Source organism: Oceanisphaera sediminis, from assembly GCF_039539745.1.
In the GTDB taxonomy this organism is placed as follows: Bacteria; Pseudomonadota; Gammaproteobacteria; order Enterobacterales; family Aeromonadaceae; genus Oceanimonas; species Oceanimonas sediminis.
This window is the reverse complement of the sequence record NZ_BAABDS010000001.1, coordinates 36,446-59,200: the sequence shown is the minus strand read 5'-3', so window position 1 is coordinate 59,200 and position 22,755 is coordinate 36,446. Positions and strand designations below refer to the sequence as shown.

Sequence of the window (22,755 nt, the reverse complement as noted above, 5' to 3'; positions counted from 1 at the left end):
ATAGATAACATCGGGCGCTCATAGAGCGCTCGTTTCATTTCTTCCAGACCACCTGATGAGCTGCAATCCCCGAGAGTTCTTTATCAGGCAATCAACCAGACTTGTTTTAGCCGTCTTTTATCACTGGCTGGTGATGACTTGAGGATGTGAAAAGGCGATGTTTATTGCAAAAAACAAGGTTTATCGCTTTCTATATACTACAAAGCAGCATAAAAGCGGGTTCACATGTGTCAGTTGTTGCAAAATGCTGCTCTTTTGGTTTTTTTCTAGTCGGTTCTGCTATAAAGTCGCAGCATCTTTAGTGTATGAGATGGATTTTCTGCCATCAAAGGATGACTATGAACCAAGCACAACCTCTTCTGCTGCGGCTAACCAACAGTGTCAGTCTGGTGACGCAAATTCTGATCGGCATTATCGCCGGTACCCTGCTGGCGGTCTTGCTGCCCGATACCGCCAATTCGGTTGGCCTGCTCGGCAGCCTTTTTGTGAGCGCGCTCAAGGCCGTGGCGCCGGTTCTGGTGTTCGTGCTGGTGGCCTCGTCCATCGCCAATCACAAGCATGGCAATCAGACCAGCATCAAGCCGATATTGTCGCTGTACCTGCTGGGTACCTTTGCCGCCGCCCTGACCGCGGTGGTGATGAGCTTTGCCTTTCCCACCGAGCTGGTGCTGGTGACCAACGGCGCCGAGGCCTCGCCGCCCGAGGGCATTGGTGAAGTGCTGCAGACGCTGCTGTTCAAGGTGGTGGATAATCCGGTCAATGCCCTGCTGACCGGCAACTTCATCGGTGTGCTGGCCTGGGCCATCGGTCTGGGACTGGCCATGCGCCACGGTGCCGACTCCACCAAGCATCTGTTTCGGGATATGGCCAACGGCGTATCCGGTATCGTCAAGTTTGTGATTCGTCTGGCGCCCATCGGCATCTTCGGCCTGGTGGCCAGCACCATCGCCAGCACCGGCTTCGAGGCCCTGTGGGGGTACGCCCGTCTGCTGGGAGTGTTGCTCGGCTCCATGGCGGTGATCGCGCTGGTGATGAACCCGTTGATCGTTTACTTCAAGACGCGTCGCAACCCTTATCCGCTGGTGTTCAAGTGCCTGCGTGAAAGCGGCGTGACCGCCTTCTTTACCCGCAGCTCGGCCGCCAATATTCCGGTAAACATGGATCTGTGCAAGCGGCTGGATCTGCATGAAGACACCTACTCCGTGTCCATTCCGCTGGGGGCCACCATCAACATGGGTGGCGCCGCCATTACCATTACCGTGCTGACGCTGGCCGCCGTGCATACCATGGGCATAGAAGTGGACATGGCCACCGCTCTGCTGCTGAGTGTGGTTGCCGCCGTTTCCGCCTGTGGTGCCTCCGGTGTGGCCGGTGGCTCATTGCTGCTGATCCCGCTGGCCTGCAGCCTGTTCGGCATCTCCAACGAGGTGGCGATGCAGGTGGTGGCCGTGGGCTTTATCATCGGTGTGCTGCAGGACTCGGCAGAAACCGGCCTCAACAGCTCCACCGACGTGCTGTTTACCGCCGCCGCCTGTCAGGCGGAGCAGAACAAGGCCTGACCTCAGGCCCGGTGATCGACAAAGGCCGCGGGCGTTATGATGCCCGCGGCCTTTTTTATTGATTCTGAACGGTGAATTAATTACCCAGTATCACCCCCAGGCTGAGCATCGCCATTACCATCAGAGTCAGCACGCCGAGCAGGGGGCCGATAAATTTCAGCCAGACGCCGTAGGATACCCGGCCGATGGCCAGGCCGCCCATCACGATGCCGGAGGTCGGCGTCACCAGGTTGGGCAGGCCGGAGGCGGACTGGAAGGCGGTGACCACCAGATCGCGGCCGATGCCGGAAAAGTCGGCCAGGGGTGCCAGTATCGGCATCGACAGCACCGCCAGCCCGGAGGAAGAAGGCACGATCAGGCTCATCACCGCCTCTATCAGGTAAATGGCGTTGATAAAGGCGATCTGGTGCATCCCCGACAGCAGATCCTCGGCATAATGGAGTATGGTGTGGGTGATATTGCCGTTATCCATCACCACGACCAGGCCGCGGGCAATGGCGATAATCAGCGCCACTCCGAGCAGATCCCGGGCGCCATCGATGAAGCTGCCGGTCAACTCGGCTTCTCCCAGCCGGCCCACCAGCCCCACCAGTATGCTGGCACCGATAAAGAGTGCCGACAGCTCGGCCATCCACCAGCCGCCCGCCGACACCCCCCACATCATGATGCCGAAGGTCAGGGCGAAGATAGCCAGGATCAGCTTGCGGGTCCGGGTCAGCTCGGGTGCCTGCTGTGCCTTGCCGTGCAGAAAGTGACGTTCGTTGTCTTCCTTCTGATGGGCAACCAGGGAGCGAGAGGGATCCCGTTTCACTTTTTCGGCATAGCGCATCACGTAGAAGACGCAGGCCAGCCAGCCCAGCACCAGAATGGCCAGGCGCAGGCCAAAGCCGTCCATGAAGTTGATTTCGGCGGCATTGGAGGCGATGACGGTGGCGAAGGGGTTGATGGTGGAGCCCAGACAGCCGATACCGGCACCGATCATGATGATGGCGACGCCCACTATGCTGTCGTAGCCGGCGGCGATCATCACCGGGATCAGCAGCGCATAGAAGGGAATGGTTTCTTCGGCCATGCCATAGACGGTGCCGCCGAGGGCAAACAGCCCCATCAGCAGGGGAATCATCCATTTTTCCCGGCCCTTGAGCCGGGCCATGCTGCCGTTGATGCCGGCATCGATGGCGCCGGTGCGGGTCACCACGCCCAAAAAGCCACCGATCACCAGCACAAACAGGGCCACATCGACGGCGCGGGCGGCATAGCTGGCCGGATCATAAAACCCCTGCACCGGGGCCATCAGTATCTCGACAATACCCTGCGGGTTGGCATCCACCGGCTGGTAGGAGCCCGCTACCGGTACCTCGCGGCCCAGGGTTTCGTTTTTTTCCATCTGATACTGACCGGCGGGGACGATCCAGGTCAGGGCCGCTATCACCATGGTCAGCAGGAACAGTATGGTATAGGCGGAGGGAAACTTAATTTTGGTCATCAGGATGTCCTTGTGTTCATCGACTGGATTACCGACGAGGGGGCGGAGAGCCCCCTCGGCTGGGTATCAGGCAACCAGTTCCATGATTTCCTGAACCGATTTTCCGGCCAGGCCCATTTTGTCCAGGGTGCGTCCGCTGCTGAAATAATCGGCTTCGTTATAGGCGTTGTCGATATGCAGGCAGGATTCGACCAGCGTGGTTTTTACTCCGGCGAGCCGGCCGAACTCGAAACAGGGCACCAGCAGATAGGCGGCATCTTCGGTGATGTAGCGATCCTGGGACGACTTGGGGGCGCTGTTGAGCTTGCCGTGGGTTTCCGAGGTACGGTTCAGCTCATGGACGCTGTCGGCGTTCAGGCCATAGAGGCTGTTCATGGCTTCCAGTTCGGATTTCAGCGTCAGGCCCAGGGCCTGGCCCACCGCCAGTCGTTCCTGCTCCATGACCGCCGCCGCCCGGGCGGTGGCGACGGAACAGCAGTCCTTGTAGTAATTGAACTGACCGTTGAAGTTTTCCAGCAGGCCCATGTTGAGGGTGGTCAGCAGCGGATGGCCGCCGAAGTTGATGTTTTCCAGCCCGGCGGCAATCACGTTGTCCAGGGCGGTCAGCGGCAGCGGCATCAGCGGCTGCAGGCGCTCAATGGCCTCTTGCGTGCGGCTGGCAGGCAGGGCAGCCACCGGCAGCTGCTCTTTCATGCCGAGGATGGCCAGTTGCGCCGGGCCGACGATGCGGGTTGCCCAGGGGATGGAAATGGCATCGACCAGGGTCACGTCCAGGGCCTGGTAACCTGCTTCCTGCTTGATGCGGTTAAACACCAGGGAGCCGTAATTGCCCGGCATCAGCAATATTGTCTGGCCATCGCGCAGGTGCGGCAGCATAGCCCTGAACAGGGGTTCCTGAGCGAAGGAAGGTACCGGCAGCACCAGCACATCGGAGAAAGCCACCGCCTCGGCCAGATCGCGACTCAGGGTATCGATGGCCTGGGTGCCGGCGAATTCCAGAGGCACGCCATTGAACTCGGGCAGGGCCTGAATACCACCGCGTTGAGCGATGTCGTCCAGTGGCTGATCGAAGCCGGGGGCGCCGTACAGGCAGACCCGGGCTCCCAGCAGGGAAAAATGATAGGCGGCGGTCAGGCCGGCATTGCCGGAGCCGATCACGGAGACACGAGTGGACATGGTTTTTCCTCTGGAGGTGGATTGCTGATGGCGCCAGACTAGGAAAAACCGGGAGCGCAGAATAATGCACAGGCCCTCTTGAACCATGCAGAAAAGACATGCTTCGGCGGGTGTCGATATGTAATTGGTTGATGAGTAAGGTGTTAATTTTATGATGCGTGCCGCTATTATCGAAAGATAAGTGTGACTCAGATCACTTTTTCTCGGAGAGATCGCGCATCGGTCCCATGTTTAATTCTATGCCCATGTCTGCGGCCAGCGCGGTAAAGTGATCGATAAAGCGCTGGGCATGGCGGTTGAGCGGGCGCAGAGCCGGATAGAGCACTTCAAATTCGAACGGCAGCGAAAAGGCCAGCGGCCGCTCTATCACGGCGTTATGCTCGCTGGCAATGCGGGCGGTAAAAGGATCGGTGATGGCCATGCCGAGCCCTTCTTGTACCAGCGCGGCCGCGGTAGTGGCCAACGAGACTTCTATCTGCTCGGTCATATTCAACTGATAGCGCCGCAGCAGGGCGTCGAACTGGCGCTGGCTGACATCTTTTTCATGGCGGATCAGCGGAAGATCGGCCAGATCATCCACATCAATATGCGACTTTTCTGCCAACGGCGAACTGGCAGGCAGCAGGCACACCGACTCGCATTTCACGCGCCGGGCCCTGACGCCGGCCAGTGGCTCATCGATAAAGGCAAAGCCGATGTCGGTGGTCTGGCTCTGGACCCTGTGTACCACTTCTTCCGAACGGTAGGTCTTCAGTGCCACCTTCATCTGCGGTGACTGGTGTAAAAAGCGGGCCAGGGTACGGGGAAGGAAGGTGTTGGAAAGCAGCGGCATGGCGGCAATATTGAGGCGCCCGAAACGGTGGGCGCGAATGGAAGCGGCGGCCTGATCCAGCCCGGAGACGGCCTCGAAGGCCCGGGCTACCTCCAGATAAAAGGCTTCGCCATCATCGCTGAGCTGCAGCCGGTTACCCTTGCGGATAAACAGCTGGAACCCCAGTCGCTGCTCTAGCGCAGACAACAAGCGGCTGACCGCCGGCTGGCTGAGATTAAGCCGCTCGGCGGCGGCGGTGACCGTCTGGCATTCGACAATAGCCTTGAAGGCATTGAGCTGGGAGAGTTTCATAAGGGGTTGGCCTGTCATCCTGATTTAGCCGAATTATACCCATCGGATTAACTTTTTGACTGTTATATCACTCCCGGGCAAAGGGCCCGCTTGGTCGATCCGCTCTGGTAAATGTCACTCACGGTGTCAGCCTTGGCCCTGTTGCAGGCAGAAGGAGATGAAACGGCGCTGCAGGGCCGAATGGTATTTTTGCTTGTGCCAGGCCAGCCGCAGGGTGCGCGACAACTGAATGTTGACATCGACAACGACCAGACGGCCGGTAGCCAGCCGATCCTGCGCCGCCCGGCGGGACACAAAGGCCAGCCCCAGCCCTTGCTCTACCGCCTGCATCACCGACTCCAGGGTGTTGAGTTCCAGCATGTTGCCCAGGGTGCCGAGCCTGGGCAGCAGCTCGCGGTCAAACTGCTCGCGGTTACCCGACCGTGGCTCACGCAGCACCCAATCGTAGTGTTCGAGTTGCGCCAGGCTCAGTGTTCGCTGGCGGGTCAAGGGGTGGTTCGGGTGGGTGACGATCAGCATCTCATCGCTGAGCCAGTCTTGCGTGACCAGCGCCGGATGATAATTTTCCCCCTCGATCAAGGCCATATCCAGCTCGAAGCGGGCCAGCATTTCACACAGGTTGTGGGTGTTGGTGATGCACACCCGGGCCTGCAGCCCCGGTTGCCGGGCCAACAGTTTGGGCAGCAGGTAATTGCCGATGGTCTGGCTGGCGCCCAACCGCAGGGTGCCGCTGGGTTCGGCACTGTCGTCAAACAGGTGCTCTATGTCGGTAATGCGGCTCAACACCTCTTCGGCCAGCGGCTGCAATTGTCGGCCCTGTGCATTGAGTTGCAGCCGTGGGTGCACCCGGTCAAACAACGGATTACCCAGGCGGCGCTCCAGCTCGGCCAGTGCCTGTGACAGGGCGCCCTTGCTCAGGAATAACTCTTCGGCCGCCAGCCCCAGATTGCCGTGGCGGGCAATGCTGGTAAATACCTGCAGTTGTTTCAGGCTTATCATTTAGAAATACCAAACGGTTTGTTTAAATCATTTAGATATCATGAATGTCAGGGCTTTTCTATGATGAGTACTCGTTATCGAGGAGGCCCATCATGCTGACTATTTATCGCCAACGTTTCGCCGCCGCGCCCACCCCCATGGCCGGGCTGGCACTGGGTATCGCCAGTCTGGGCTGGTGCTGGGAAAATACCGGCTTGTTTGCCGGTGGCGCCCAGGCGCTGGGGGCGGCCATCGCCGCCGTGCTGCTGCTGATACTGGTGGGCAAATTCGTGCTGCACCCCCGGCTGTTGGCGCAGGATCTGGCGCATCCGGTGGTGGGCAGCGTGGTACCCACCTTTGCCATGGCCACCATGGTTATCTCCAGCGCGGTCGGTGGTGACATGGGGGCCGCGCTCTGGTTGTTGGCGGTGGCGTTGCATCTGGTGTTTCTGGTGACCTTCGTCTGGCACCGGCTCAAGGACTTTCGGCTGCATCACATGGTGCCCAGCTGGTTTGTACCGCCGGTGGGCATCATAGTGGCGGCGGTTGCCAGCCCCGGTGGCGCCCTGGCCCCGCTGGCCCAGGGTCTGCTGTGGTTCGGCATGAGCTGCTATGCCCTGATGCTGCCGATGATGCTGTATCGACTGATCTTCTGTGCCGAGGTGCCGGACGCCGCCAAACCGACCATCGCCATTCTGGCCGCACCGGCCAGCCTGTCGCTGGCCGGTTACCTGACGGTGATCGGCAATCCTTCTCCGCTGCTGGTGGCGGTGCTGCTGGGCATCGCCATGCTGATGACAACGCTGATTTATCTGGCGTTTATCAAGCTGCTGCGCCTGCCGTTCAGCCCGGGTTATGCGGCCTTTACCTTTCCGCTGGTGATTGGTGCCACCGCCCTGTTCAAGGTGGCGGCGCTGGCCGGGCAATGGGGGCTGGATGCGCAGACTCGGGAACAGCTGCGTCTGCTGGCCGGCGGTGAGCTGATGGTGGCCACCCTGGTGGTGGCCTATGTGGCCCTGCGCTTCGCGCTGTTTTTCGGCCCGCAGCGCAAAATTGAACCGGGGCTGGCGCAATCCTGAGCCGCCAGGTCTAGGCGGTAGGCTCGGCACGCTTGCCTAGCCCTCTACTATCTGAAGCCGGGACGCCGAGTGCTGGTTCAGGTAGGCGGAAAACTCGCCGTGCAGCAGGGGTTTGCTGAAATAATATCCCTGAATGATGTCCGCTCCCTTCTGGCGCAGATAAGCCAGCTCGGTGTCGGTTTCGACCCCTTCGGCCACCACCTCCAGATTCAACTGCCGGGCCATGGCGATCACGGCGGACATGATCGCCTTGCCGTCGGTGCCCTGATTGAGGTCGGTAACAAAGCTCTTGTCTATCTTAAGCTCGTCTATCGGCAGCCCCTTCAGGGCACTCAGGGAGGAATAACCGGTACCGAAGTCGTCCAGCGCTACCCGGATGCCGGACTTGCGGATTTTTCTCAGTTGGGAGATGGCTTCTTCTCCCCGCATGATGCTGGACTCCGTTACCTCTACCGCGAGGCAGTCGGGAGCCAGATCCAGCCCCGTCAGGCAATCATGCAGCAGAGTGTGCATGTCTTCCCTGAGTAGCTGTACAAAGGAAACGTTTACCGACACACGGGGCACCGCATTTCCGGCGTTCTGCCAGGCCTTTATCTGATGGCAGGCCTCCAGAATCACCCAACGCCCCAGCGGCAGGATCAGGCCGGACTGTTCGGCGACGGGAATGAACACATCGGGCGGTATCCAGCCCTTGTCCGGATGATGCCAGCGCAACAAGGCTTCGCAGCCCACCAGACGGCCGCTGCGGGCGCAGATCTGGGGTTGGTAGGCCAGCTGCAGTTCGTTGTGGTTGAGCGCCCTGCGCAGATCATCCTTGATTTCCAGGTTCTTGAGCGAGGTGATGGCCGAGCTGCGACAGAAGAAGCGGTAGGTATTCTTGCCCTCGCGCTTGGCGTCGTACATCGCCAGATCGGCACTCATCAGCAACTCACTCACGCTTTCTCCCACCTCGGCGGCCAGCGCGATACCGATGCTGGCCCCGATACGCAGCTCTCGTCCATCGACTGCCAGCGGGGCGTCGAGGGCATCGAGAATGCGTCTGGCCACGGCTTCGGCGCCGGTCCGATCCCGTATGTTACGCAGCAGTATGGTGAACTCGTCTCCGCCCATACGGGCCAATTGGGGATGGGCTGTTTTTTCATCGGGGCCGAGCGGGCTGACGATATCGGCGCAGCGCAGGGTCTGCGCCAGGCGCCGGGCCACGGCCTGCAGCATGGCGTCGCCGGTTTCGTGGCCCATGGTGTCGTTGATATGCTTGAATTCGTCCAGATCGAGAAACAGCAGTGCAATGGCCGGGGGGCCACCATTGCTGTTGGCATAGTGCAGATCCAGTTCTTCCAGCAATCTGCGCCGGTTCGGCAGTCGGGTCAGGTTGTCGAGGTAGGCTATTTCGTGCAGATCCCGTTTTTGTCTTATTAGAGTCTGACCCATGTCTTTTACTGTGTTGGCCAGGCCCGTCAGCTCGTCATTGCTGCGGCTGTAAAAATGCCAGTCGTTATCTCCTTGTTCCAGTTGACGAGCTGCCCAGTCAAGTTTCAGTATCGGGCTTATCAACATTCGATTCAGCAGCCAGAACAGCAGCAGCATGCTGAACAGCATGACTACCGCGGTATGCTTGATGGCACTGGAGCCGAGATCCCACAGCAACTGGTGCAGCTTGGCGGTTGGCCAGCCAATGGAAAAATAGAGGTTGTCCATCAGGGCCACCTGTCCCACCAGATAGGGCCGGGCATCGAGCATCAGGCTTTCCTGATAGATTATCTGCTCGGCTTCGGTCGCTTTTTCCTGGGCAGACAGTATCGTCAGCCCTTCGGCCGACAGCCGAGTGTCTCCCTGCTCCAGCACCCGAGTCCCGTTGTCATGATGAAGCAGGCTGAATCCTTCGCTGAACAGGCTGCTGTTGTCGACGATCGGGTTCAGGAAGTCGAGGTTGGACTTGATCACCAGATAGCCCTTGAACTCGCCTCGACTGTTGCGGGTTTTTTCCACCGGGTTGTGCTGCACCAGTTTTCTGAGGGCCACCAGCATCCAGCGTTTGGTATCGGGATCGATCATGATGCCAACGTTGAAGTTGGTGTCCGAGGTTTTTATCGCCCGAAAATAGGCGGTATCCCGTTCATCATCGGCCTGGTTCCGGGCGTCGTCGGTCAGCAGGGCCATTTCTTCATAGCCATTCGGCATCAGCAGGCTGATTTCCTGATATTCGGGGTCGACCGACATGAAGGATTCGAACTCCCCGGCCAGCGCCTTATACATGACATGGACGCGAGTATTTTCTGCGGTCATCAGGTAACGGTTCAGTACCACATTGCTGGCCAGTACCTTGCTGTCGGCTTCGATCATCTGCAGTTTTGCCTGCAGCGTGCTTTTTACCTGCAGTAGGGAGTCTTTGGTCTGCACCTTGATCTGGTTTTTGACATAGTCCTGATAGAGTTGATAGGAAGTTCCGATCAGAACCACAGCCTGTATCAGCAACAGGGGGAGCAACCACAGGGCTATCTTCGGCTTGAGTTGCATTTCCCGCTCCTTTGCTGGTGAGTCGACCGTTAACGGATAGCCTGGTTAAGGTCCTGCATGATCTTTTTGTGCCGTTTGATAAGCTTCCGTGGTAGTGCCTGACAGGTTTCCGACTTCGCCTGTATGGTCTGATTCGGGTAGATAAGCAGATCATTCAGAAAGGCTTCCGGCAGCAGGGCTGCTGCCGCCTCGTTGGGCTCGGCACGGTAGATATAAAGCGCATTTCTTGCCGCCCGGCAGACGGCTGAGGGTAGGAAAGTGTTCATCCATGAACTCCTTTGGGCCGGTTAGCACCAATATGGACCTTATTGAGCCTATAAACATGATGCAACAATCCTGCGGCGTCAATGCGTTTAGCACAAATAAGGGGGGTGTACGAGTCCCTAATCCCGGCGACAGATGAGAAGAAGGATCTGATGTCCGGCTGCCAAGCGGCGGGTGTTCGACTTCGGTTCATTGATCAATTAACCACATGCTTGCTCTTGTCTGCGATGGCACCGCATATGCCTGTCTAGCCGCCGAAAAAGAAAAACCAGGTCGGCACCGGCGCCACGGCCAGGGCAATCAGGGAGAAAAAGCCGTGAAAAGGAATGAGCCTGCTCATGCCGACCACCAGGCCGATGCCGCCACCTCCGCCAAGCAGGGTATTGCCTGGCAGGTTGATGGCGGCGGCGATGATCAGGTAGCGGTATTTTAACAGCAGCGGGGCTATGCCCGCGGGTAACCGTTCGCCCAGTAGTGCCAGTCGCTGTTGCCGGTTCAGCGGCGCAAGCTGACTGACCAGGGCGCCGGCCCGGTAAAGGTGCAGCCAGTTCAGCAGCCGGTAGACCGGGCCGGGCGGCAGGAGCCTGCCGACCATGAAGCTGAGCGACAGGGCGGCAAGCGTGCACACATAGACCAGCAGGGCCCCCTTGCTGCCCAGCAGCAGCATCAGGGCCAGACCGATTTCTATCCCGGGCATGAAGGGGATGGCCATCAGGCCGATATAAAGGCAGGCCGTTACCAACACCATGACATTGAGCAGCGTATCGTGCCGGGGAAACAGCTGCAGGTCGAGCTGCCGGGCCAGCCAGCTTCCCCCCATATTCAACGCGATAATAATGCCGAACAACAGGGCGAGCCTGAGATAGCGTGTCAGCCTGGCATCCCCATCGGGCTCGTGATGCGAGTCATTCATATACCGTCCTGGGTAGCGTGCGGTAACATGCCTTATTGCTTCAGAGTACCTCTAAACCAGTACTCCCGGCGGGTATCCCAGTACCAGCGCGCCTTGGTCCATACAAAGGTGACTTCGGCGGTATCGCCACTCACCACTCCTTGCCAGGTGATGGTGCCGTGGGTCGGACTTTCGGTAACCGCACCGAAATGGATGCTGTCGTCAACCACAGTGGTTGAATATTCTCCACTTTTGAAATTATAAGGTGCACAGGACACCGAGGTGAACAGACCGTCCTGAAAGATGATTTCCTCGTGCTCGTCGGGATCCAGGGCCTCGCCCGCTTCGCCGTTGAGGCCGACAAAAGTCATTCCGTCCAGCAACTCGGCTTGAACGCCGAGCGGCACCATGCCCAGGAAGGCGATCAGCAGGCCATACCGCAACAGGATGTTCATCAGTGCCTCCAGCGAGCTATTGACCTGCCCGGACGGCAGGCGGGGAAAAATATTGCACTTAAGTGGGTGTTCACTTTCTATTTTAGCATTGTGGCCGAGCGAGCTGATTGGTCGGCGGAGAGCCTGAAGCAGGATTGATAGAGGGAATAAGGTCTGCACACGGAATCCCCCTCTGGAAGGCGGCGGCAGGACCGCCACCAATGTGGGGATCAGATCAGTTCGTCGTCGCCGACCCGCACTACCAGCTTGCCGAAGTTTTCGCCCTGCAGCAGGCCGATAAAGGCCTCGGGGGCATTTTCCAGGCCCTCGACTATCTGCTCGCGATAGTGAATCTTGCCGTCACTCAGCCACTGGCTCATGTCACGGGCAAATTCGTCATAGCGATGCGCGTAGTCGTCGAAGATGATAAAGCCCTTCATGGTCAGACGCTTGACCAGAATGGTGCCCATCAGCTGACCCAGGCGATCGGGGCCATCCGGCAATGCGGTGGCGTTGTACTGGGAGATCAGGCCACAGACCGGAATGCGGGCGCCGGTGTTGAGCAGCGGCAATACCGCATCCAGCACCTTGCCGCCCACGTTCTCATAGTAGACATCGATGCCGTGGGGGCAGGCTGCGGCCAACTGGTCGGCAAAGTCAGCCGCCTTGTGGTCGATACAGGCGTCTACGCCCAGCCTCTCCAGCGCATAGCGGCATTTTTCTGCGCCACCGGCCACGGCCACCACATGACAGCCCTTGAGCTTGCCGATTTGCGCCACCATGGAGCCCACGGCACCGGTGGCGGCGGCCACCACTATGGTTTCGCCCGGTTGCGGCTTGCCGATATCCAGCAGGCCCATGTAGGCGGTGAAACCGGGCATGCCCAATACGCCCAGGGTGTAGGAAGGCGGTACTTGGGCGGGGTCCAGTTTGATCAGGCCCTGACCGTCAGACAGGGCGTAGTCCTGCCAGCCGCTGTAGCTCAGTACCCAGTCGCCTACCCGATAGTCGGAGTGGTTGCTGGCCTGTACCCGGCCGACGGTGCCGCCAACCATGGGCTCACCCACGGCCACCGGCTCGGCGTAGGACTTGGCGTCGCTCATGCGGCCGCGCATGTAGGGATCCAGACTCATAAATACGGTTCGCAGCAGCAGCTGGCCGTGGCCAATCTCGGGGACGGTCGTTTCCTGTAGCGCAAAGTTGGCGGCGGTAGGCGCGCCCACCGGACGTGAGGCCAGGATAAGCCGGCGGTTGCTGTTGGCGGTTTGCTTCATTTTGTGTTCCTTGTACTTGCTGATTACAGGCTGGCGAGCAGTATCTGGCGGCAGTGTTCTGGCGTGACATCGCCGTGTTCACCCAGTGCGACCATGCCGTGGCGTTGCAGGCTGTCGATGATGCCGTCGATATGTTCGGCATTCAGACGGTAGTCGCCCAGGCGGGTTTTAACGCCGACGGATTCGAAGAAAGCACGGGTGTGTTCGATGGCGGCCTCGGCCTTGTCGTCCTCGCTGCCTTCGCGAATATTCCATACCCGCTCGGCATACTGCACCAGCTTGCCCAGTTTGGTGGCCTTGCGCTGGCGCAGCATCTCGGGCAGCACTATGGCCAGGGTCTGGGCGTGATCCAGGCCGTGCAGGGCGGTGAGCTCGTGGCCCAGCATGTGGGAAGCCCAGTCTTGGGGAACGCCGGCGCCAATCAGGCCGTTCAGGGCCAGGGTCGCGGTCCACATCAGGCTGGCGCGGGTCTGGTAATCTTCCGGTTCGGCCAGCGCCTTGGGGCCTATTTCAATCAGGGTTTGCAGCAGACCTTCGGCAAAGCGATCCTGCACCGGAGCCTGGGCCGGGTAGGTGAGGTATTGCTCCATGACGTGCACGAAGGCATCGACCACGCCATTGGCGACCTGACGGGTGGGCAGGGTGTAGGTCTTGACCGGATCCAGCACAGAAAAGCGCGGGAATACCCGCTCGCTCATGAAGGGCAGCTTGGCTTGCAGCGCCTTGCGGGTGATGACCGAGCCCTTGTTCATTTCGGAGCCGGTGGCCGGCAGGGTCAGCACGGATCCGAAGGGCAGGGCACGAGCGATATTCTGGCCACCGTTCAACAGAATTTCCCAGGCATCGCCTTCGAACAGGGCGGCGGCGGCAACGAACTTGGTGCCATCGATCACAGAGCCACCGCCGACGGCCAGCAAAAAGTCGAGGTCGTTATTGCGCACCACGGCCACCGCTTCCATCAGGGTTTCGAAGCTGGGATTGGGCTCGATGCCGCCGAACAGTTGTACTTCACGGCCCCCGAGGGCGGTGGTTACTTCGTCCAGGGTGCCGGTACGACGGGCACTTTCGCCGCCAAACAGCACCAGTACGCGGGCGTTGGCCGGTACCAGCTGCGCCAGGCTGGAGATCTTGCCGGCGCCAAATTCGATACGGGTCGGGTTGTAAAAGCTGAAATCCTGCATGAGTACCTTCGTTTCGTGTTAATGATAAAAGTTTAAATTAGACCGGTCGTCTAGTATTTTGTGCTGAAAAAGCCCGTCACAATACGGGCCAGATCGTCAGTTTGCCAGCAGCCGCCGGGTCATGCTCATCGCCATATCCAGATGTCGTTCATCACGATGCAGCTTGGTCAGCAGGCTGGCACCCAGCCACAGTTGATAGAGACTGGTAGCCAGCAGGGCCGGTGGTTGTGCCGGCAGGGAGCCATCGATGACGCCGGCGTCGATGCAGTCCTGAATGCGACCAATCACTCGATCGGTGCCGGTTTTCAGGGTCAGGCGCATCGGCTCCGACAGGTCGGCCACTTCTGCGCTGAGCTTGACCACCAGACAGTCACTGCGGCCTTGCGGGCTGCAATAGCGACGCTGCCATTCACTCCAGTAGCCCATCAGTCGTTCCCGACTGTTCTGACCCGGCTGGCTGAACAGGGCATCCAGTTCGATCAGGTATTGGCTGAAGTAATTCTCCAGCAAAGCCTGGGCATACTGCTCCTTGGACTTGAAGTAGTGATAGAAGGAGCCCTTGGGCACGCCCGCTTGCTGTAACAGGGCGCTGAGTCCGACCGAGCTGAAGCCCCGGGCGGCGAGAATATCGCGACCGGTGTCGAGCAGATGCTGGCGGGTGTCTTGATGTTTAGTATTCATGGGCAGCATGCTACAGGTAATTAGACCGGTCGTCTAGTGCGGTTTCCGTCTCTGAATATTCGTCTGGGCAGCCAATCGGCTCATAAATGGAGCCGGTTGGGCGTGTTATTCGGCTCATGCCGTTTAAGCACCGTAGCGAATCTATGTCGGTATTACTTACCGATACAGAACGAGCTGAAAATCTTGCCTAAAAGGTCATCGGAGCTGAATTCGCCGGTGATCTGGCTCAGCTGCTCCTGGGCCAGGCGCAGCTCTTCGGCCACCAGCTCGCCGGCCATGTACACTTCCAGCTGCTCCTTGGCCATGATCAGGTGCTGATCGGCGTGGTGCAGGGCATCCAGGTGGCGGCGGCGGGCGCTGAAGCCGCCTTCGGTGCCGCCCTGAAAGCCCATGCAGGCTTTCAGATGCTCCTTGAGCGCTTCCACTCCTTCGCCGGTCTTGGCGGAAATAGGGTATACAGGGTGTTCGCCATCGCTGACCACCGTCATCGGTTCACCACTCAGATCCGCCTTGTTGCGCACCACGGTCAGCCCAATGTGGGCTGGCAGCCGGTCGACAAAGTCGGGCCAGATGTCCTTGGGGTGTAGAGCATCTGTGGTGGTGCCGTCGACCATGAACAGGATGCGATCGGCCTGTTCGATTTCGCTCCAGGCCCGTTCGATGCCGATACGCTCTACCGCATCGGTGGCCTCGCGCAGGCCGGCGGTATCGATCACGTGCAGCGGCATGCCGTCCAGATGGATGTATTCGCGCAGTACGTCGCGGGTGGTGCCGGCGATATCGGTGACGATGGCCGATTCCTTGCCGGCCAGCGCATTGAGCAGGCTGGACTTGCCGGCGTTGGGCCGGCCGGCGATCACCACCTTCATGCCTTCGCGCATGATGGCGCCCTGACGGGCCTGGCGCTGTACCTCGGTCAGCCGGTCCATGATGCCGTACAGTTCGCCGGCGATCTTGCCGTCCGAGAGAAAATCGACTTCCTCTTCGGGGAAGTCGATGGCCGCTTCCACATAGATGCGCAGGTGAGTGAGGGCTTCCACCAGGCTGTGAACATGATTGGAAAACTCGCCCTGCAGCGATTGCAGCGCCGAGCGGGCCGCCTGTTCGCTGGAGGCCTCGATCAGGTCGGCGATGGCCTCGGCCTGGGCCAGATCCAGCTTGTCGTTGATAAAGGCCCGTTCGCTGAACTCGCCGGCCCGGGCCGGACGCAGGCCGGGCAGGGCCAGGATGCGCCGTACCAGCATGTCCAGCACCACGGGGCCGCCGTGGCCCTGCAGCTCGAGCACGTCTTCACCGGTGAAGCTGTTGGGGCCCTTGAACAGCAGGGCGATGCCCTGATCCAGCACCAGGCCCTGCTCGTCCTTGAAGGGCAGATAGTCCGCATAGCGCACCCTGGGTACCTTGCCGAGCACGGCCTGAGCCACGGCCTCGGCATGAGGGCCGGAAACCCGGATAATGCCCACACCGCCCCGACCAGGGGCGGTGGCCTGGGCCACTATGGTATCGTTCGACATCTGTTCTGTTACTCCACAACTACTGGCCTGTGCATAAGCCGAAGGGTGACATTATGCAGGTCACTCACATGTCAGGAGGAGGTAAAAGGGATTAGCTCAGCCGACCGTGACATGCCATGGCCAACAAAGGCTCCTGCAATGTTGGCATTCCCGCCATCCCTGGCGGTCAGATGGCATGTCCGAGCCCCAATGGGGCGAGTTCACTCGCCGTGACGAACTGTTTCAGCCTGACCGAACATCCTGTGAATGTTCGCAGTAGGCTGAAACAGAGAGTGTCATGTTCCATGGCGTGTCGGTGTAGCTAACCCTTTTGCCGCCTTCTCCACTATCTTGCCTGGCATTTTGTCACAAAAATAAAGGCGACCCTAGGGTCGCCTTCAGTGTATTGATTTCCGGCACTGGCGGCCAGTAAACCTCTTAAGAAGCGGCTTTGCTGTGCAGGCCTTTCTTCTCCAGCTGGCGGAAGATATACCACTGCTGGGTGATGGTGACCACGTTGCTCACCAGCCAGTACAGCGTCAGACCGGCAGGGAACCACAGGAAGAAGAAGGTAAAGATGATCGGCATGAACTGCATCACCTTCTGCTGCATCGGATCGGTTACCGTGGTCGGGCTCATCTTCTGGATCATGAACATGCTGACACCCATCAGGATAGGCAGCACGAAGTAGGGGTCGCGCACCGACAAGTCGTCAATCCACAGGAAGAAAGGCGCGTGGCGCAGTTCTACCGACTCCATCAGCACCCAGTACAGGGAGATGAAGATAGGCATCTGTACCAGAATCGGCAGACAGCCACCCAGCGGGTTGACCTTCTCTTTCTTGTACAGCTCCATCATGCCCTGGGACATCTTCTGGCGATCGTCGCCATGGCGTTCTTTCAGGGCCGCCAGCTTGGGCTGCAGCATGCGCATCTTGGCCATGGAGGTGTATTGAGCCTTGGTCAGCGGATACATGATGCCACGCACCACGAAGGTGGTCAGCACGATGGCCAGACCCCAGTTGACCACGAAGCTCTGCAGGAAGTGTAGCAGCTTGAACAGCGGCTGGGCGATAAACCACAACCAGCCGTAATCCACGGTCAGATCCAGATTTTCGGCGGCGGCGGCCATTTTGTTCTGCAGCTTGGGGCCGAGCCACAAGTCGGCAGACACGGTTTGCTCGCTACCCGGCGCTACGGTCACCAATGGTGCCTTGAAGCCGATGATGGCCTGGCCCTGATTGTTCAGCGAACGGCTGTACAGCTGGTTCTGTTCCTGCTTCGGTGCAATCCAGGCAGAGACAAAGTAGTGCTGCAGCATGCTGACCCAGCCGCCTGCGGTGGTCTGGTTCAGGTTGGCTTCACGTACCGATTTGAAATCATACTTGGTGTAGCGGGTTTCGCTGCTGGAATAGGCCGGGCCGCGATAGGCGGAGGCCATCAGCATGTTGCCGCCTTCTTCGTTCGGATTGACTTCGCTCTGCTTCAGCTGACCGTAAAGCTGGGCCTGTACCGGCTCGGCGCTCTGGTTGTCGATCACATAGCCGACCTTCACCACGTAGTTGTCACGGGTGAGGGTGAAGGTTTTGGTGAACGCCACGCCCTGATCGTTGGTGAAGGTCATGGGCACGGTCAGGCTGTCCTGACCGTCGGCCAGCTGGTAGCTGGTCTGCTCGGTATGATAGACGGGGCGACCGTTGGCGCTGCCATCCGGGCCGTCGCGACCGATAAGGCCGCTCTGGGCCACGTTGACGAAGTTGGAACCGTTGCTGAGCAACACGAACTTGTCATCGGAATTCAGTTCGTCGTCGTGCTCCAGCAGCTCGGCGCGCACCACGTCACCACCCCGGGTGTCAATGGTCAGCTTGAGGCTGTCGGTGGTGATGGTCACCAGACGGCGACTGGCAGCCGGGGCCACATCGGTCGGTACTTCGCCATCGGCCTGATCCGCTTCGGGAACAAAACTGGCGTCGTCGGTGCTGGTCTGGGAGCTTTGCTGGGCCACTTCTGGCTGCGGCGCCTTATCTGTCTGCCACTGTTGCCAGATGAGGAAACTCACCAGCAGCAGAGCGATAACCAATATATTGCGTTGAGATTCCATAGTTTATTTTCTTCGCTGTGTCGGGACCGGGTCGTGGCCGCTTGGACCTAAAGGATGGCATTTTAATAGACGTTTGACGGTTAACCAACCGCCTTTTAAAAAACCGTGGAGCCGGATGGCTTCAATAGCGTATTGCGAACAGGTGGGAGTAAAGCGACACCTGGGCCCGAGCAGAGGACTGATAACCAGCTGGTAAAGGCGAATAAGGCCTACGCTGAGTCGTTGCAGCGGCGAGAAAGCGTGCGCCATAGCCTATCCAGCAGCTCGAACAGCTCGTCGTTGGGCACATCCCCGATACCTTTCTTGGCGATCACCACAATATCAACGTTGGGCAGCTTATGTTGCTTCAGGCGAAAGGCTTCGCGGGCAACACGTTTGACCCGATTGCGCCAAACGGCACGTTTAAGTGCTTTTTTGGGTACGGCTAGTCCCAACCGGGGGTGACCCAGTTCGTTTGGTTTGGCAAGAAGTGTGAGATGTGGGGAAGCGGCTCTGACGGGGTTGTCGAAGACGTTTTTGAAATGGGCGGGAGTTAACAAACGTAACTCCCGTGTAAAGGCATGCCGGGCCATTAGGCGCTCAGACGGGCACGACCTTTGGCGCGACGAGCGGCCAGTACTTTGCGACCACCTACAGTGGCCTTGCGAGCACGGAAACCGTGGCTGCGTTTGCGCTTCAGATTTGAAGGTTGAAAAGTGCGTTTCATAGTAGTTATTACCGCTGTGTCAGTTTGCTATACAGTTTGACCATGTACTCGACAGACGCATAAACATCACCGAGACGGTCCCACCAAAGAGGCCGAATTCTAAACAGTTCTGTATATCACGTCAATCTACATGGTGTTGATTGACGACCCCACAGGCAAAGTATTTTACCGGACGGGATCGATCCCGGGATCCTTGAAGATCGCGGGGCTGGAATTATACAGCCCCCGCGGGCCGGCGCAACTAAAAGCGCGGGGATCCCGTGGCAGCGAGATCCGCTAGCCGTTCTCGTTCCGATCCGGCAATACCTTGCGCAAAAAGGCCCGGGTGCGGGGATCGGTCGGCTTGGTCAGCAGCTCGGACGGCGGGCCCTGCTCCACGATGTGACCACCGTCCATGAAGATTACCCGGTCGGCCACATCGCGGGCGAAACCGATCTCGTGGGTGACCACCACCATGGTCTGGTGCGCCAGCGCCAGCTTCTTCATCAGTCCCAGCACCTCGTCCACCCATTCCGGATCCAGCGCCGAAGTCGGCTCGTCGAACAACATCACCTTGGCATGGCTGGCCATGGCGCGGCCGATACCCACCCGTTGCTGCTGGCCACCGGACAGGGATGACGGATAGGCGTTTGCCTTATCTTCCAGCCCGATATCGCCGAGGATGCGCAGGGCTTCGGCGTTGGCCTCGGCCCTGGGCTTGTTCCATACGGTGATCAGCCCCTCGGCGATGTTGTCGCGGGCGGTCTTGTTGGCGAACAGCGCATAGTTCTGAAACACGAAGGAGGTACGCTTACGCAGCGCTATGGCCTCCTTGCCGTTGTGTTTGGCCAAATCGATGGCGAAGCCGTCGATCTCCAGGGTGCCGGCTTCCGGCGTTTCCAGCAGGTTCAGGCAGCGCAGCAGGGTGGATTTACCGGTGCCCGAGGGCCCCAGTATCACCACGATTTCTCCTTGCTTGATATCCAGACTGATGTCGTTGAGCACCGTCTGGCCGTTATAGATTTTGGTCAGATTGCGTAGCTTGATCATGTTGCCTCTGGTCATACGAATATCATTAAACACATGATTCGATGCCTGGTCCGTTGTCGCTGCCGCTTTAGCTGGCAGGGCCTTGTAGCCGCCACTTCAGTCGGCGGGGCCAGCTCCGCTGGCCGTTAACACCGATTCTGAAGGTACCACGCCGTTTGTGGGTTTACGCCGGCTAAAGCGGCGCCTACAGCGATAAGCAGCTTGTGATTGAATCATTAGTCCAGTGGCATCAATAGGCGGCGTTCAGCCGTCGCTCCAGCAAGGTCTGCAAATAGGTGAAGAACACCACCACCGCCCAGTAGATCAGGGCCACCGCGATAAAGGCCTCGAAAAACTTGAAGCTGCTGGAGGCCTCTTTCTGGGCCGAGGCCATGATTTCGGCCACCCCCAGGGTGAAGGCCAGCGAGGTGCTTTTGATCATGTCGATGAAGTAGTTCATCAGCGAGGGCGTGGCGATGCGCGCCGCCTGGGGCAGTATGATGCGCTTCATGGCCTGAGTGCGGGTCATGCCGATGCTCATGGCCGCTTCCATCTGGCTCTTGTGTACGCTCAGAATGGCGGCGCGAATCGATTCCGCCATGTAGGCGGCAAAATGCAGGGTCAGGCCGATGACGGCGGCACTGAAGGCATCGAGACCGATAAATATCGGCATGATCTGCGGCAGGCCGTAATACAGCAGAAACAACTGTACCAGCAGCGGAGTGCCACGAAAGAAAGAGATGAACAGCTTGGCCAGGGCATTGAGCACCGGTAGCTCGAAGGTTCTGATCACCGCCAGCCCACCGGCAATAATCAGGGCGAATACAAAGCCCAGCAGCGCCATTTCCATGGTCGTGCCCAGATATCCGAACAGGATCGGAAACAGCGCCAGGGTATAGTCGAGATCAAATTGCATGGTTTATTTGCTGGTGATGTCTGCGCCCAGCCATTTCTCCGAAATCTGTGTCAGGGTGCCGTCGGCGCGCATATCGGCCAGGGCCTGGTTCACCTCGGCCAGCAGTGCCTGCTGCTCGGGGGTTTTCACGAACGGGAAGGCATTTTCCAGGGTCTCGAACGGCTTGCCGGCCAGCTGCAGCGGCAGTCCGGCTTCCTTGATCAGCTGGGCGGAGCCGACGCGGTCCATGACGAAGGCATCGGTACGACCCAGCGCCACGTCCTGCTCCAGGTTGGTCTCGTAGGTGATGATGTTGATTTCGTTATTGGTGTCGTGCTTGCGCATCAGCTGTTCGAAGTTGGAGCCCAGGTTGACGGCGACCTTCTTGCCTTTCAGATCGTCCAGCCCCTGAATGCTGTCGTTGCCCTTGCGTACCACTATCTGGGCGCCGTCGTAGACATAGGGGTCGGCGAAATCATATTTTTCCAGCCGTTCCGGGGTAATGGTGATCTGGTTGGAAATGGTGTCGATACGACCGGTTTCCAGCATGCCGAACAGGCCGGAGAAGTTGGTGGTCACAAACTCTACCTCGCGGTCGAGACGCTCACCGATGGCGTTCCATACATCGACTTCAAAGCCCTGCAGCTCATCCTGTTTGACGAAGGTGAACGGATAGTAGCGACCGGACATGCCGACCTTGACCGCATCGGCCGCCATGGCCGGCGCGATCAGGGAAGTGGACAGGGCCAGGATAGCAGCCAACAGCTTGATGGATTTGAACATGAATAACTCTCCTTGTGGTCACGGCATGACCGCAGTGGCTGCAGTCATAACCACTACAGCATAAATGATGAAGGTCTTTTTATACCAGCCAAAGGCAGCATGCCAGTTTTTTACAAACTAATAACCTGACCAGGAAGGAAGCGGGTAAGAAATATTCGCAAATTGGTGGTCTCGTCGCCGGTCGGCAGCTTCAACCGTCCTGGTGTGGCAACAGCCATTGGGTGAACAGTCGAGTGGCGACCGAGGGGTGGCGGTGACTGGGCTCCAGCAGGCACAGATATCCCTTGCTGGGCATGCTGTGGGGCAGCGGCTGTACCAGAGTACCTTCCTGCAGGTAGGGCTGCAGCAGCCGGGCCCAGCCGAGGGCGATGCCCTGGCCGGCCAGGGCCGCCTGCATCAGCAGCTGATAGCTGTTGGTCTTGAGGGTATGGGCGGGGGCCTGGTAAGGCTCTGCCAGGGCTTCGAACCAGTCTTCCCAGGTCAGCCAGTCATGAAAGTAGTCTTCCAGTTCCAGCAAGGTATGTTCGCGCAGCATCTGCTGCGGGCTGGTGACAGGCCCGGCTTGCTGCAGATAACCGGCGTTACATACGGCGATGACTTCTTCCTGTTCCATGATGCGGGTGATCTGTACGCCGGGCGGCTCCTTTTCTCCGGGCACCAGATAATAGAGGGCAAGATCGAACTCGCTCAGATCCAGTTGCCGGGGGTCGGCCATGGTCAGGATGCGGATCTCGAGCTGTGGATGCAGCTGCTGTAGTGCGGGCAGTTTGCGGGTCAGCCACATGGAGGCGACGGTGGGGCTGGATGCCAGGGTCAGCTGCAGGCTGCCCTGACGCCGGGTCAGGGCGGCGGTGCCGCTGGCCAGTTCTCGCAGCAACCGCTGCACCAGCTGAAAATAACGCTCGCCCGCCGGGGTCAGGAGCACACCCTGGGCATCGCGATGAAACAGTGGCCGACCCAGACACTCCTCCAGCCGCTTGATTTGCCGGCTGATGGCGCTCTGGGTCAGGCTGAGTTCGGTCGCCGCCTGGGTGAAGCTCTGGCTGCGGGCCGCCGCTTCAAAAGCCTGCAGACAATTAAGGGGAGGTAGGGGCTTGATCCGTTGGAACATATCAGCTTCCTGGGC

Annotated in this window: 22 protein-coding genes; 2 read left to right on the top strand and 20 right to left on the bottom strand. The window is 59.2% G+C overall.

The features are described from left to right. Positions 1 to 338: 338 nt before the first annotated feature. On the top strand, positions 339 to 1,559 hold the full coding sequence (gene sstT, locus ABD827_RS00235; RefSeq protein ID WP_298718509.1) for a serine/threonine transporter SstT: 1,221 nt from the start codon (positions 339 to 341) through the stop codon (positions 1,557 to 1,559). Between the two features lie 76 nt (positions 1,560 to 1,635). Here sstT and ABD827_RS00230 read toward each other — a convergent pair whose 3' ends face one another. The 4 genes from ABD827_RS00230 to ABD827_RS00215 form a co-directional block, all read right to left on the bottom strand. Then, positions 1,636 to 3,045, bottom strand: a complete 1,410-nt coding sequence (locus ABD827_RS00230; RefSeq protein ID WP_344961261.1) for a YfcC family protein — start codon at positions 3,043 to 3,045, stop codon at positions 1,636 to 1,638. Between the two features lie 66 nt (positions 3,046 to 3,111). Further along, complete coding sequence (locus ABD827_RS00225) at positions 3,112 to 4,221, bottom strand: NAD/NADP octopine/nopaline dehydrogenase family protein (protein ID WP_344961259.1); 1,110 nt, start codon at positions 4,219 to 4,221, stop codon at positions 3,112 to 3,114. A gap of 193 nt (positions 4,222 to 4,414) precedes the next feature. Beyond that, a complete protein-coding gene (locus tag ABD827_RS00220; protein WP_344961257.1) occupies positions 4,415 to 5,344 on the bottom strand; it encodes a LysR family transcriptional regulator in 930 nt (309 codons plus the stop codon). A 126-nt stretch (positions 5,345 to 5,470) separates the two neighbouring features. Then, a complete protein-coding gene (locus ABD827_RS00215; RefSeq protein ID WP_344961255.1) occupies positions 5,471 to 6,343 on the bottom strand; it encodes a LysR substrate-binding domain-containing protein in 873 nt (290 codons plus the stop codon). A 92-nt stretch (positions 6,344 to 6,435) separates the two neighbouring features. On the opposite strand from ABD827_RS00215, the gene ABD827_RS00210 reads away from it, so the two are divergent. After that, a complete protein-coding gene (locus ABD827_RS00210) occupies positions 6,436 to 7,401 on the top strand; it encodes a TDT family transporter (RefSeq protein WP_344961253.1) in 966 nt (321 codons plus the stop codon). A 36-nt stretch (positions 7,402 to 7,437) separates the two neighbouring features. Here the strand turns inward: ABD827_RS00210 and ABD827_RS00205 are convergent, their stop codons facing one another. The 16 genes from ABD827_RS00205 to ABD827_RS00130 form a co-directional block, all read right to left on the bottom strand. After that, the gene (locus tag ABD827_RS00205; RefSeq protein WP_344961252.1) at positions 7,438 to 9,918 is read right to left on the bottom strand and encodes a bifunctional diguanylate cyclase/phosphodiesterase; all 2,481 of its coding nucleotides are present in this window, start codon (positions 9,916 to 9,918) and stop codon (positions 7,438 to 7,440) included. 29 nt (positions 9,919 to 9,947) lie between these two features. Then, entirely contained in the window at positions 9,948 to 10,184 is a 237-nt protein-coding gene (locus ABD827_RS00200; protein WP_344961250.1) for a hypothetical protein, read from the bottom strand. A gap of 245 nt (positions 10,185 to 10,429) precedes the next feature. Further along, positions 10,430 to 11,095 carry a hypothetical protein gene (locus tag ABD827_RS00195; protein WP_344961248.1) on the bottom strand — a complete coding sequence of 222 codons (666 nt, stop codon included), beginning with the start codon at positions 11,093 to 11,095 and terminating at the stop codon, positions 10,430 to 10,432. A 32-nt stretch (positions 11,096 to 11,127) separates the two neighbouring features. After that, positions 11,128 to 11,529 (bottom strand): hypothetical protein, encoded by a 402-nt coding sequence (locus ABD827_RS00190; RefSeq protein WP_344961246.1) that lies wholly within the window; start codon positions 11,527 to 11,529, stop codon positions 11,128 to 11,130. A gap of 209 nt (positions 11,530 to 11,738) precedes the next feature. Continuing rightward, positions 11,739 to 12,782, bottom strand: a complete 1,044-nt coding sequence (locus ABD827_RS00185) for an NADP-dependent oxidoreductase (RefSeq protein WP_344961244.1) — start codon at positions 12,780 to 12,782, stop codon at positions 11,739 to 11,741. Between the two features lie 23 nt (positions 12,783 to 12,805). Beyond that, the gene (locus ABD827_RS00180) at positions 12,806 to 13,963 is read right to left on the bottom strand and encodes an iron-containing alcohol dehydrogenase (protein ID WP_344961242.1); all 1,158 of its coding nucleotides are present in this window, start codon (positions 13,961 to 13,963) and stop codon (positions 12,806 to 12,808) included. A 96-nt stretch (positions 13,964 to 14,059) separates the two neighbouring features. Next, a complete protein-coding gene (locus ABD827_RS00175) occupies positions 14,060 to 14,644 on the bottom strand; it encodes a TetR/AcrR family transcriptional regulator (protein WP_344961240.1) in 585 nt (194 codons plus the stop codon). A gap of 152 nt (positions 14,645 to 14,796) precedes the next feature. Beyond that, on the bottom strand, positions 14,797 to 16,158 hold the full coding sequence (mnmE, locus tag ABD827_RS00170) for a tRNA uridine-5-carboxymethylaminomethyl(34) synthesis GTPase MnmE (protein WP_344961238.1): 1,362 nt from the start codon (positions 16,156 to 16,158) through the stop codon (positions 14,797 to 14,799). A gap of 417 nt (positions 16,159 to 16,575) precedes the next feature. Then, a complete protein-coding gene (gene yidC / locus ABD827_RS00165) occupies positions 16,576 to 18,237 on the bottom strand; it encodes a membrane protein insertase YidC (protein WP_344961236.1) in 1,662 nt (553 codons plus the stop codon). A gap of 3 nt (positions 18,238 to 18,240) precedes the next feature. Next, positions 18,241 to 18,486, bottom strand: a complete 246-nt coding sequence (gene yidD / locus ABD827_RS00160) for a membrane protein insertion efficiency factor YidD (RefSeq protein WP_181068175.1) — start codon at positions 18,484 to 18,486, stop codon at positions 18,241 to 18,243. Then, positions 18,447 to 18,809 (bottom strand): ribonuclease P protein component, encoded by a 363-nt coding sequence (gene rnpA / locus ABD827_RS00155; RefSeq protein WP_298718464.1) that lies wholly within the window; start codon positions 18,807 to 18,809, stop codon positions 18,447 to 18,449. The genes yidD and rnpA overlap by 40 nt, the downstream gene beginning before the upstream one ends. Further along, positions 18,809 to 18,943: a 50S ribosomal protein L34 gene (rpmH, locus tag ABD827_RS00150; RefSeq protein ID WP_188630650.1), complete on the bottom strand. Its 135-nt coding sequence runs from the start codon at positions 18,941 to 18,943 to the stop codon at positions 18,809 to 18,811. Before rpmH ends, rnpA begins: the two co-directional genes overlap by 1 nt. Positions 18,944 to 19,219: 276 nt before the next feature. After that, positions 19,220 to 19,972 carry an amino acid ABC transporter ATP-binding protein gene (locus ABD827_RS00145; RefSeq protein ID WP_344961382.1) on the bottom strand — a complete coding sequence of 251 codons (753 nt, stop codon included), beginning with the start codon at positions 19,970 to 19,972 and terminating at the stop codon, positions 19,220 to 19,222. A gap of 229 nt (positions 19,973 to 20,201) precedes the next feature. Further along, entirely contained in the window at positions 20,202 to 20,867 is a 666-nt protein-coding gene (locus tag ABD827_RS00140) for an amino acid ABC transporter permease (protein WP_344961225.1), read from the bottom strand. 3 nt (positions 20,868 to 20,870) lie between these two features. Continuing rightward, positions 20,871 to 21,629, bottom strand: coding sequence for an amino acid ABC transporter substrate-binding protein (locus tag ABD827_RS00135; RefSeq protein WP_344961222.1), 759 nt, complete (start codon positions 21,627 to 21,629; stop codon positions 20,871 to 20,873). A gap of 190 nt (positions 21,630 to 21,819) precedes the next feature. Next, the gene (locus ABD827_RS00130) at positions 21,820 to 22,740 is read right to left on the bottom strand and encodes a LysR substrate-binding domain-containing protein (protein ID WP_344961219.1); all 921 of its coding nucleotides are present in this window, start codon (positions 22,738 to 22,740) and stop codon (positions 21,820 to 21,822) included. Positions 22,741 to 22,755 lie beyond the last annotated feature (15 nt).

What these genes read in the sequence shown, in the direction of transcription:
- sstT (WP_298718509.1), top strand. Translation starts at nt 339, where the DNA reads ATGAACCAAGCACAACCTCTTCTGCTGCGGCTAACCAACAGTGTCAGT.
- ABD827_RS00230 (WP_344961261.1), bottom strand. Translation starts at nt 3,045, where the DNA reads ATGACCAAAATTAAGTTTCCCTCCGCCTATACCATACTGTTCCTGCTG.
- ABD827_RS00225 (WP_344961259.1), bottom strand. Translation starts at nt 4,221, where the DNA reads ATGTCCACTCGTGTCTCCGTGATCGGCTCCGGCAATGCCGGCCTGACC.
- ABD827_RS00220 (WP_344961257.1), bottom strand. Translation starts at nt 5,344, where the DNA reads ATGAAACTCTCCCAGCTCAATGCCTTCAAGGCTATTGTCGAATGCCAG.
- ABD827_RS00215 (WP_344961255.1), bottom strand. Translation starts at nt 6,343, where the DNA reads ATGATAAGCCTGAAACAACTGCAGGTATTTACCAGCATTGCCCGCCAC.
- ABD827_RS00210 (WP_344961253.1), top strand. Translation starts at nt 6,436, where the DNA reads ATGCTGACTATTTATCGCCAACGTTTCGCCGCCGCGCCCACCCCCATG.
- ABD827_RS00205 (WP_344961252.1), bottom strand. Translation starts at nt 9,918, where the DNA reads ATGCAACTCAAGCCGAAGATAGCCCTGTGGTTGCTCCCCCTGTTGCTG.
- ABD827_RS00200 (WP_344961250.1), bottom strand. Translation starts at nt 10,184, where the DNA reads ATGAACACTTTCCTACCCTCAGCCGTCTGCCGGGCGGCAAGAAATGCG.
- ABD827_RS00195 (WP_344961248.1), bottom strand. Translation starts at nt 11,095, where the DNA reads ATGAATGACTCGCATCACGAGCCCGATGGGGATGCCAGGCTGACACGC.
- ABD827_RS00190 (WP_344961246.1), bottom strand. Translation starts at nt 11,529, where the DNA reads ATGAACATCCTGTTGCGGTATGGCCTGCTGATCGCCTTCCTGGGCATG.
- ABD827_RS00185 (WP_344961244.1), bottom strand. Translation starts at nt 12,782, where the DNA reads ATGAAGCAAACCGCCAACAGCAACCGCCGGCTTATCCTGGCCTCACGT.
- ABD827_RS00180 (WP_344961242.1), bottom strand. Translation starts at nt 13,963, where the DNA reads ATGCAGGATTTCAGCTTTTACAACCCGACCCGTATCGAATTTGGCGCC.
- ABD827_RS00175 (WP_344961240.1), bottom strand. Translation starts at nt 14,644, where the DNA reads ATGAATACTAAACATCAAGACACCCGCCAGCATCTGCTCGACACCGGT.
- mnmE (WP_344961238.1), bottom strand. Translation starts at nt 16,158, where the DNA reads ATGTCGAACGATACCATAGTGGCCCAGGCCACCGCCCCTGGTCGGGGC.
- yidC (WP_344961236.1), bottom strand. Translation starts at nt 18,237, where the DNA reads ATGGAATCTCAACGCAATATATTGGTTATCGCTCTGCTGCTGGTGAGT.
- yidD (WP_181068175.1), bottom strand. Translation starts at nt 18,486, where the DNA reads ATGGCGCACGCTTTCTCGCCGCTGCAACGACTCAGCGTAGGCCTTATT.
- rnpA (WP_298718464.1), bottom strand. Translation starts at nt 18,809, where the DNA reads ATGGCCCGGCATGCCTTTACACGGGAGTTACGTTTGTTAACTCCCGCC.
- rpmH (WP_188630650.1), bottom strand. Translation starts at nt 18,943, where the DNA reads ATGAAACGCACTTTTCAACCTTCAAATCTGAAGCGCAAACGCAGCCAC.
- ABD827_RS00145 (WP_344961382.1), bottom strand. Translation starts at nt 19,972, where the DNA reads ATGATCAAGCTACGCAATCTGACCAAAATCTATAACGGCCAGACGGTG.
- ABD827_RS00140 (WP_344961225.1), bottom strand. Translation starts at nt 20,867, where the DNA reads ATGCAATTTGATCTCGACTATACCCTGGCGCTGTTTCCGATCCTGTTC.
- ABD827_RS00135 (WP_344961222.1), bottom strand. Translation starts at nt 21,629, where the DNA reads ATGTTCAAATCCATCAAGCTGTTGGCTGCTATCCTGGCCCTGTCCACT.
- ABD827_RS00130 (WP_344961219.1), bottom strand. Translation starts at nt 22,740, where the DNA reads ATGTTCCAACGGATCAAGCCCCTACCTCCCCTTAATTGTCTGCAGGCT.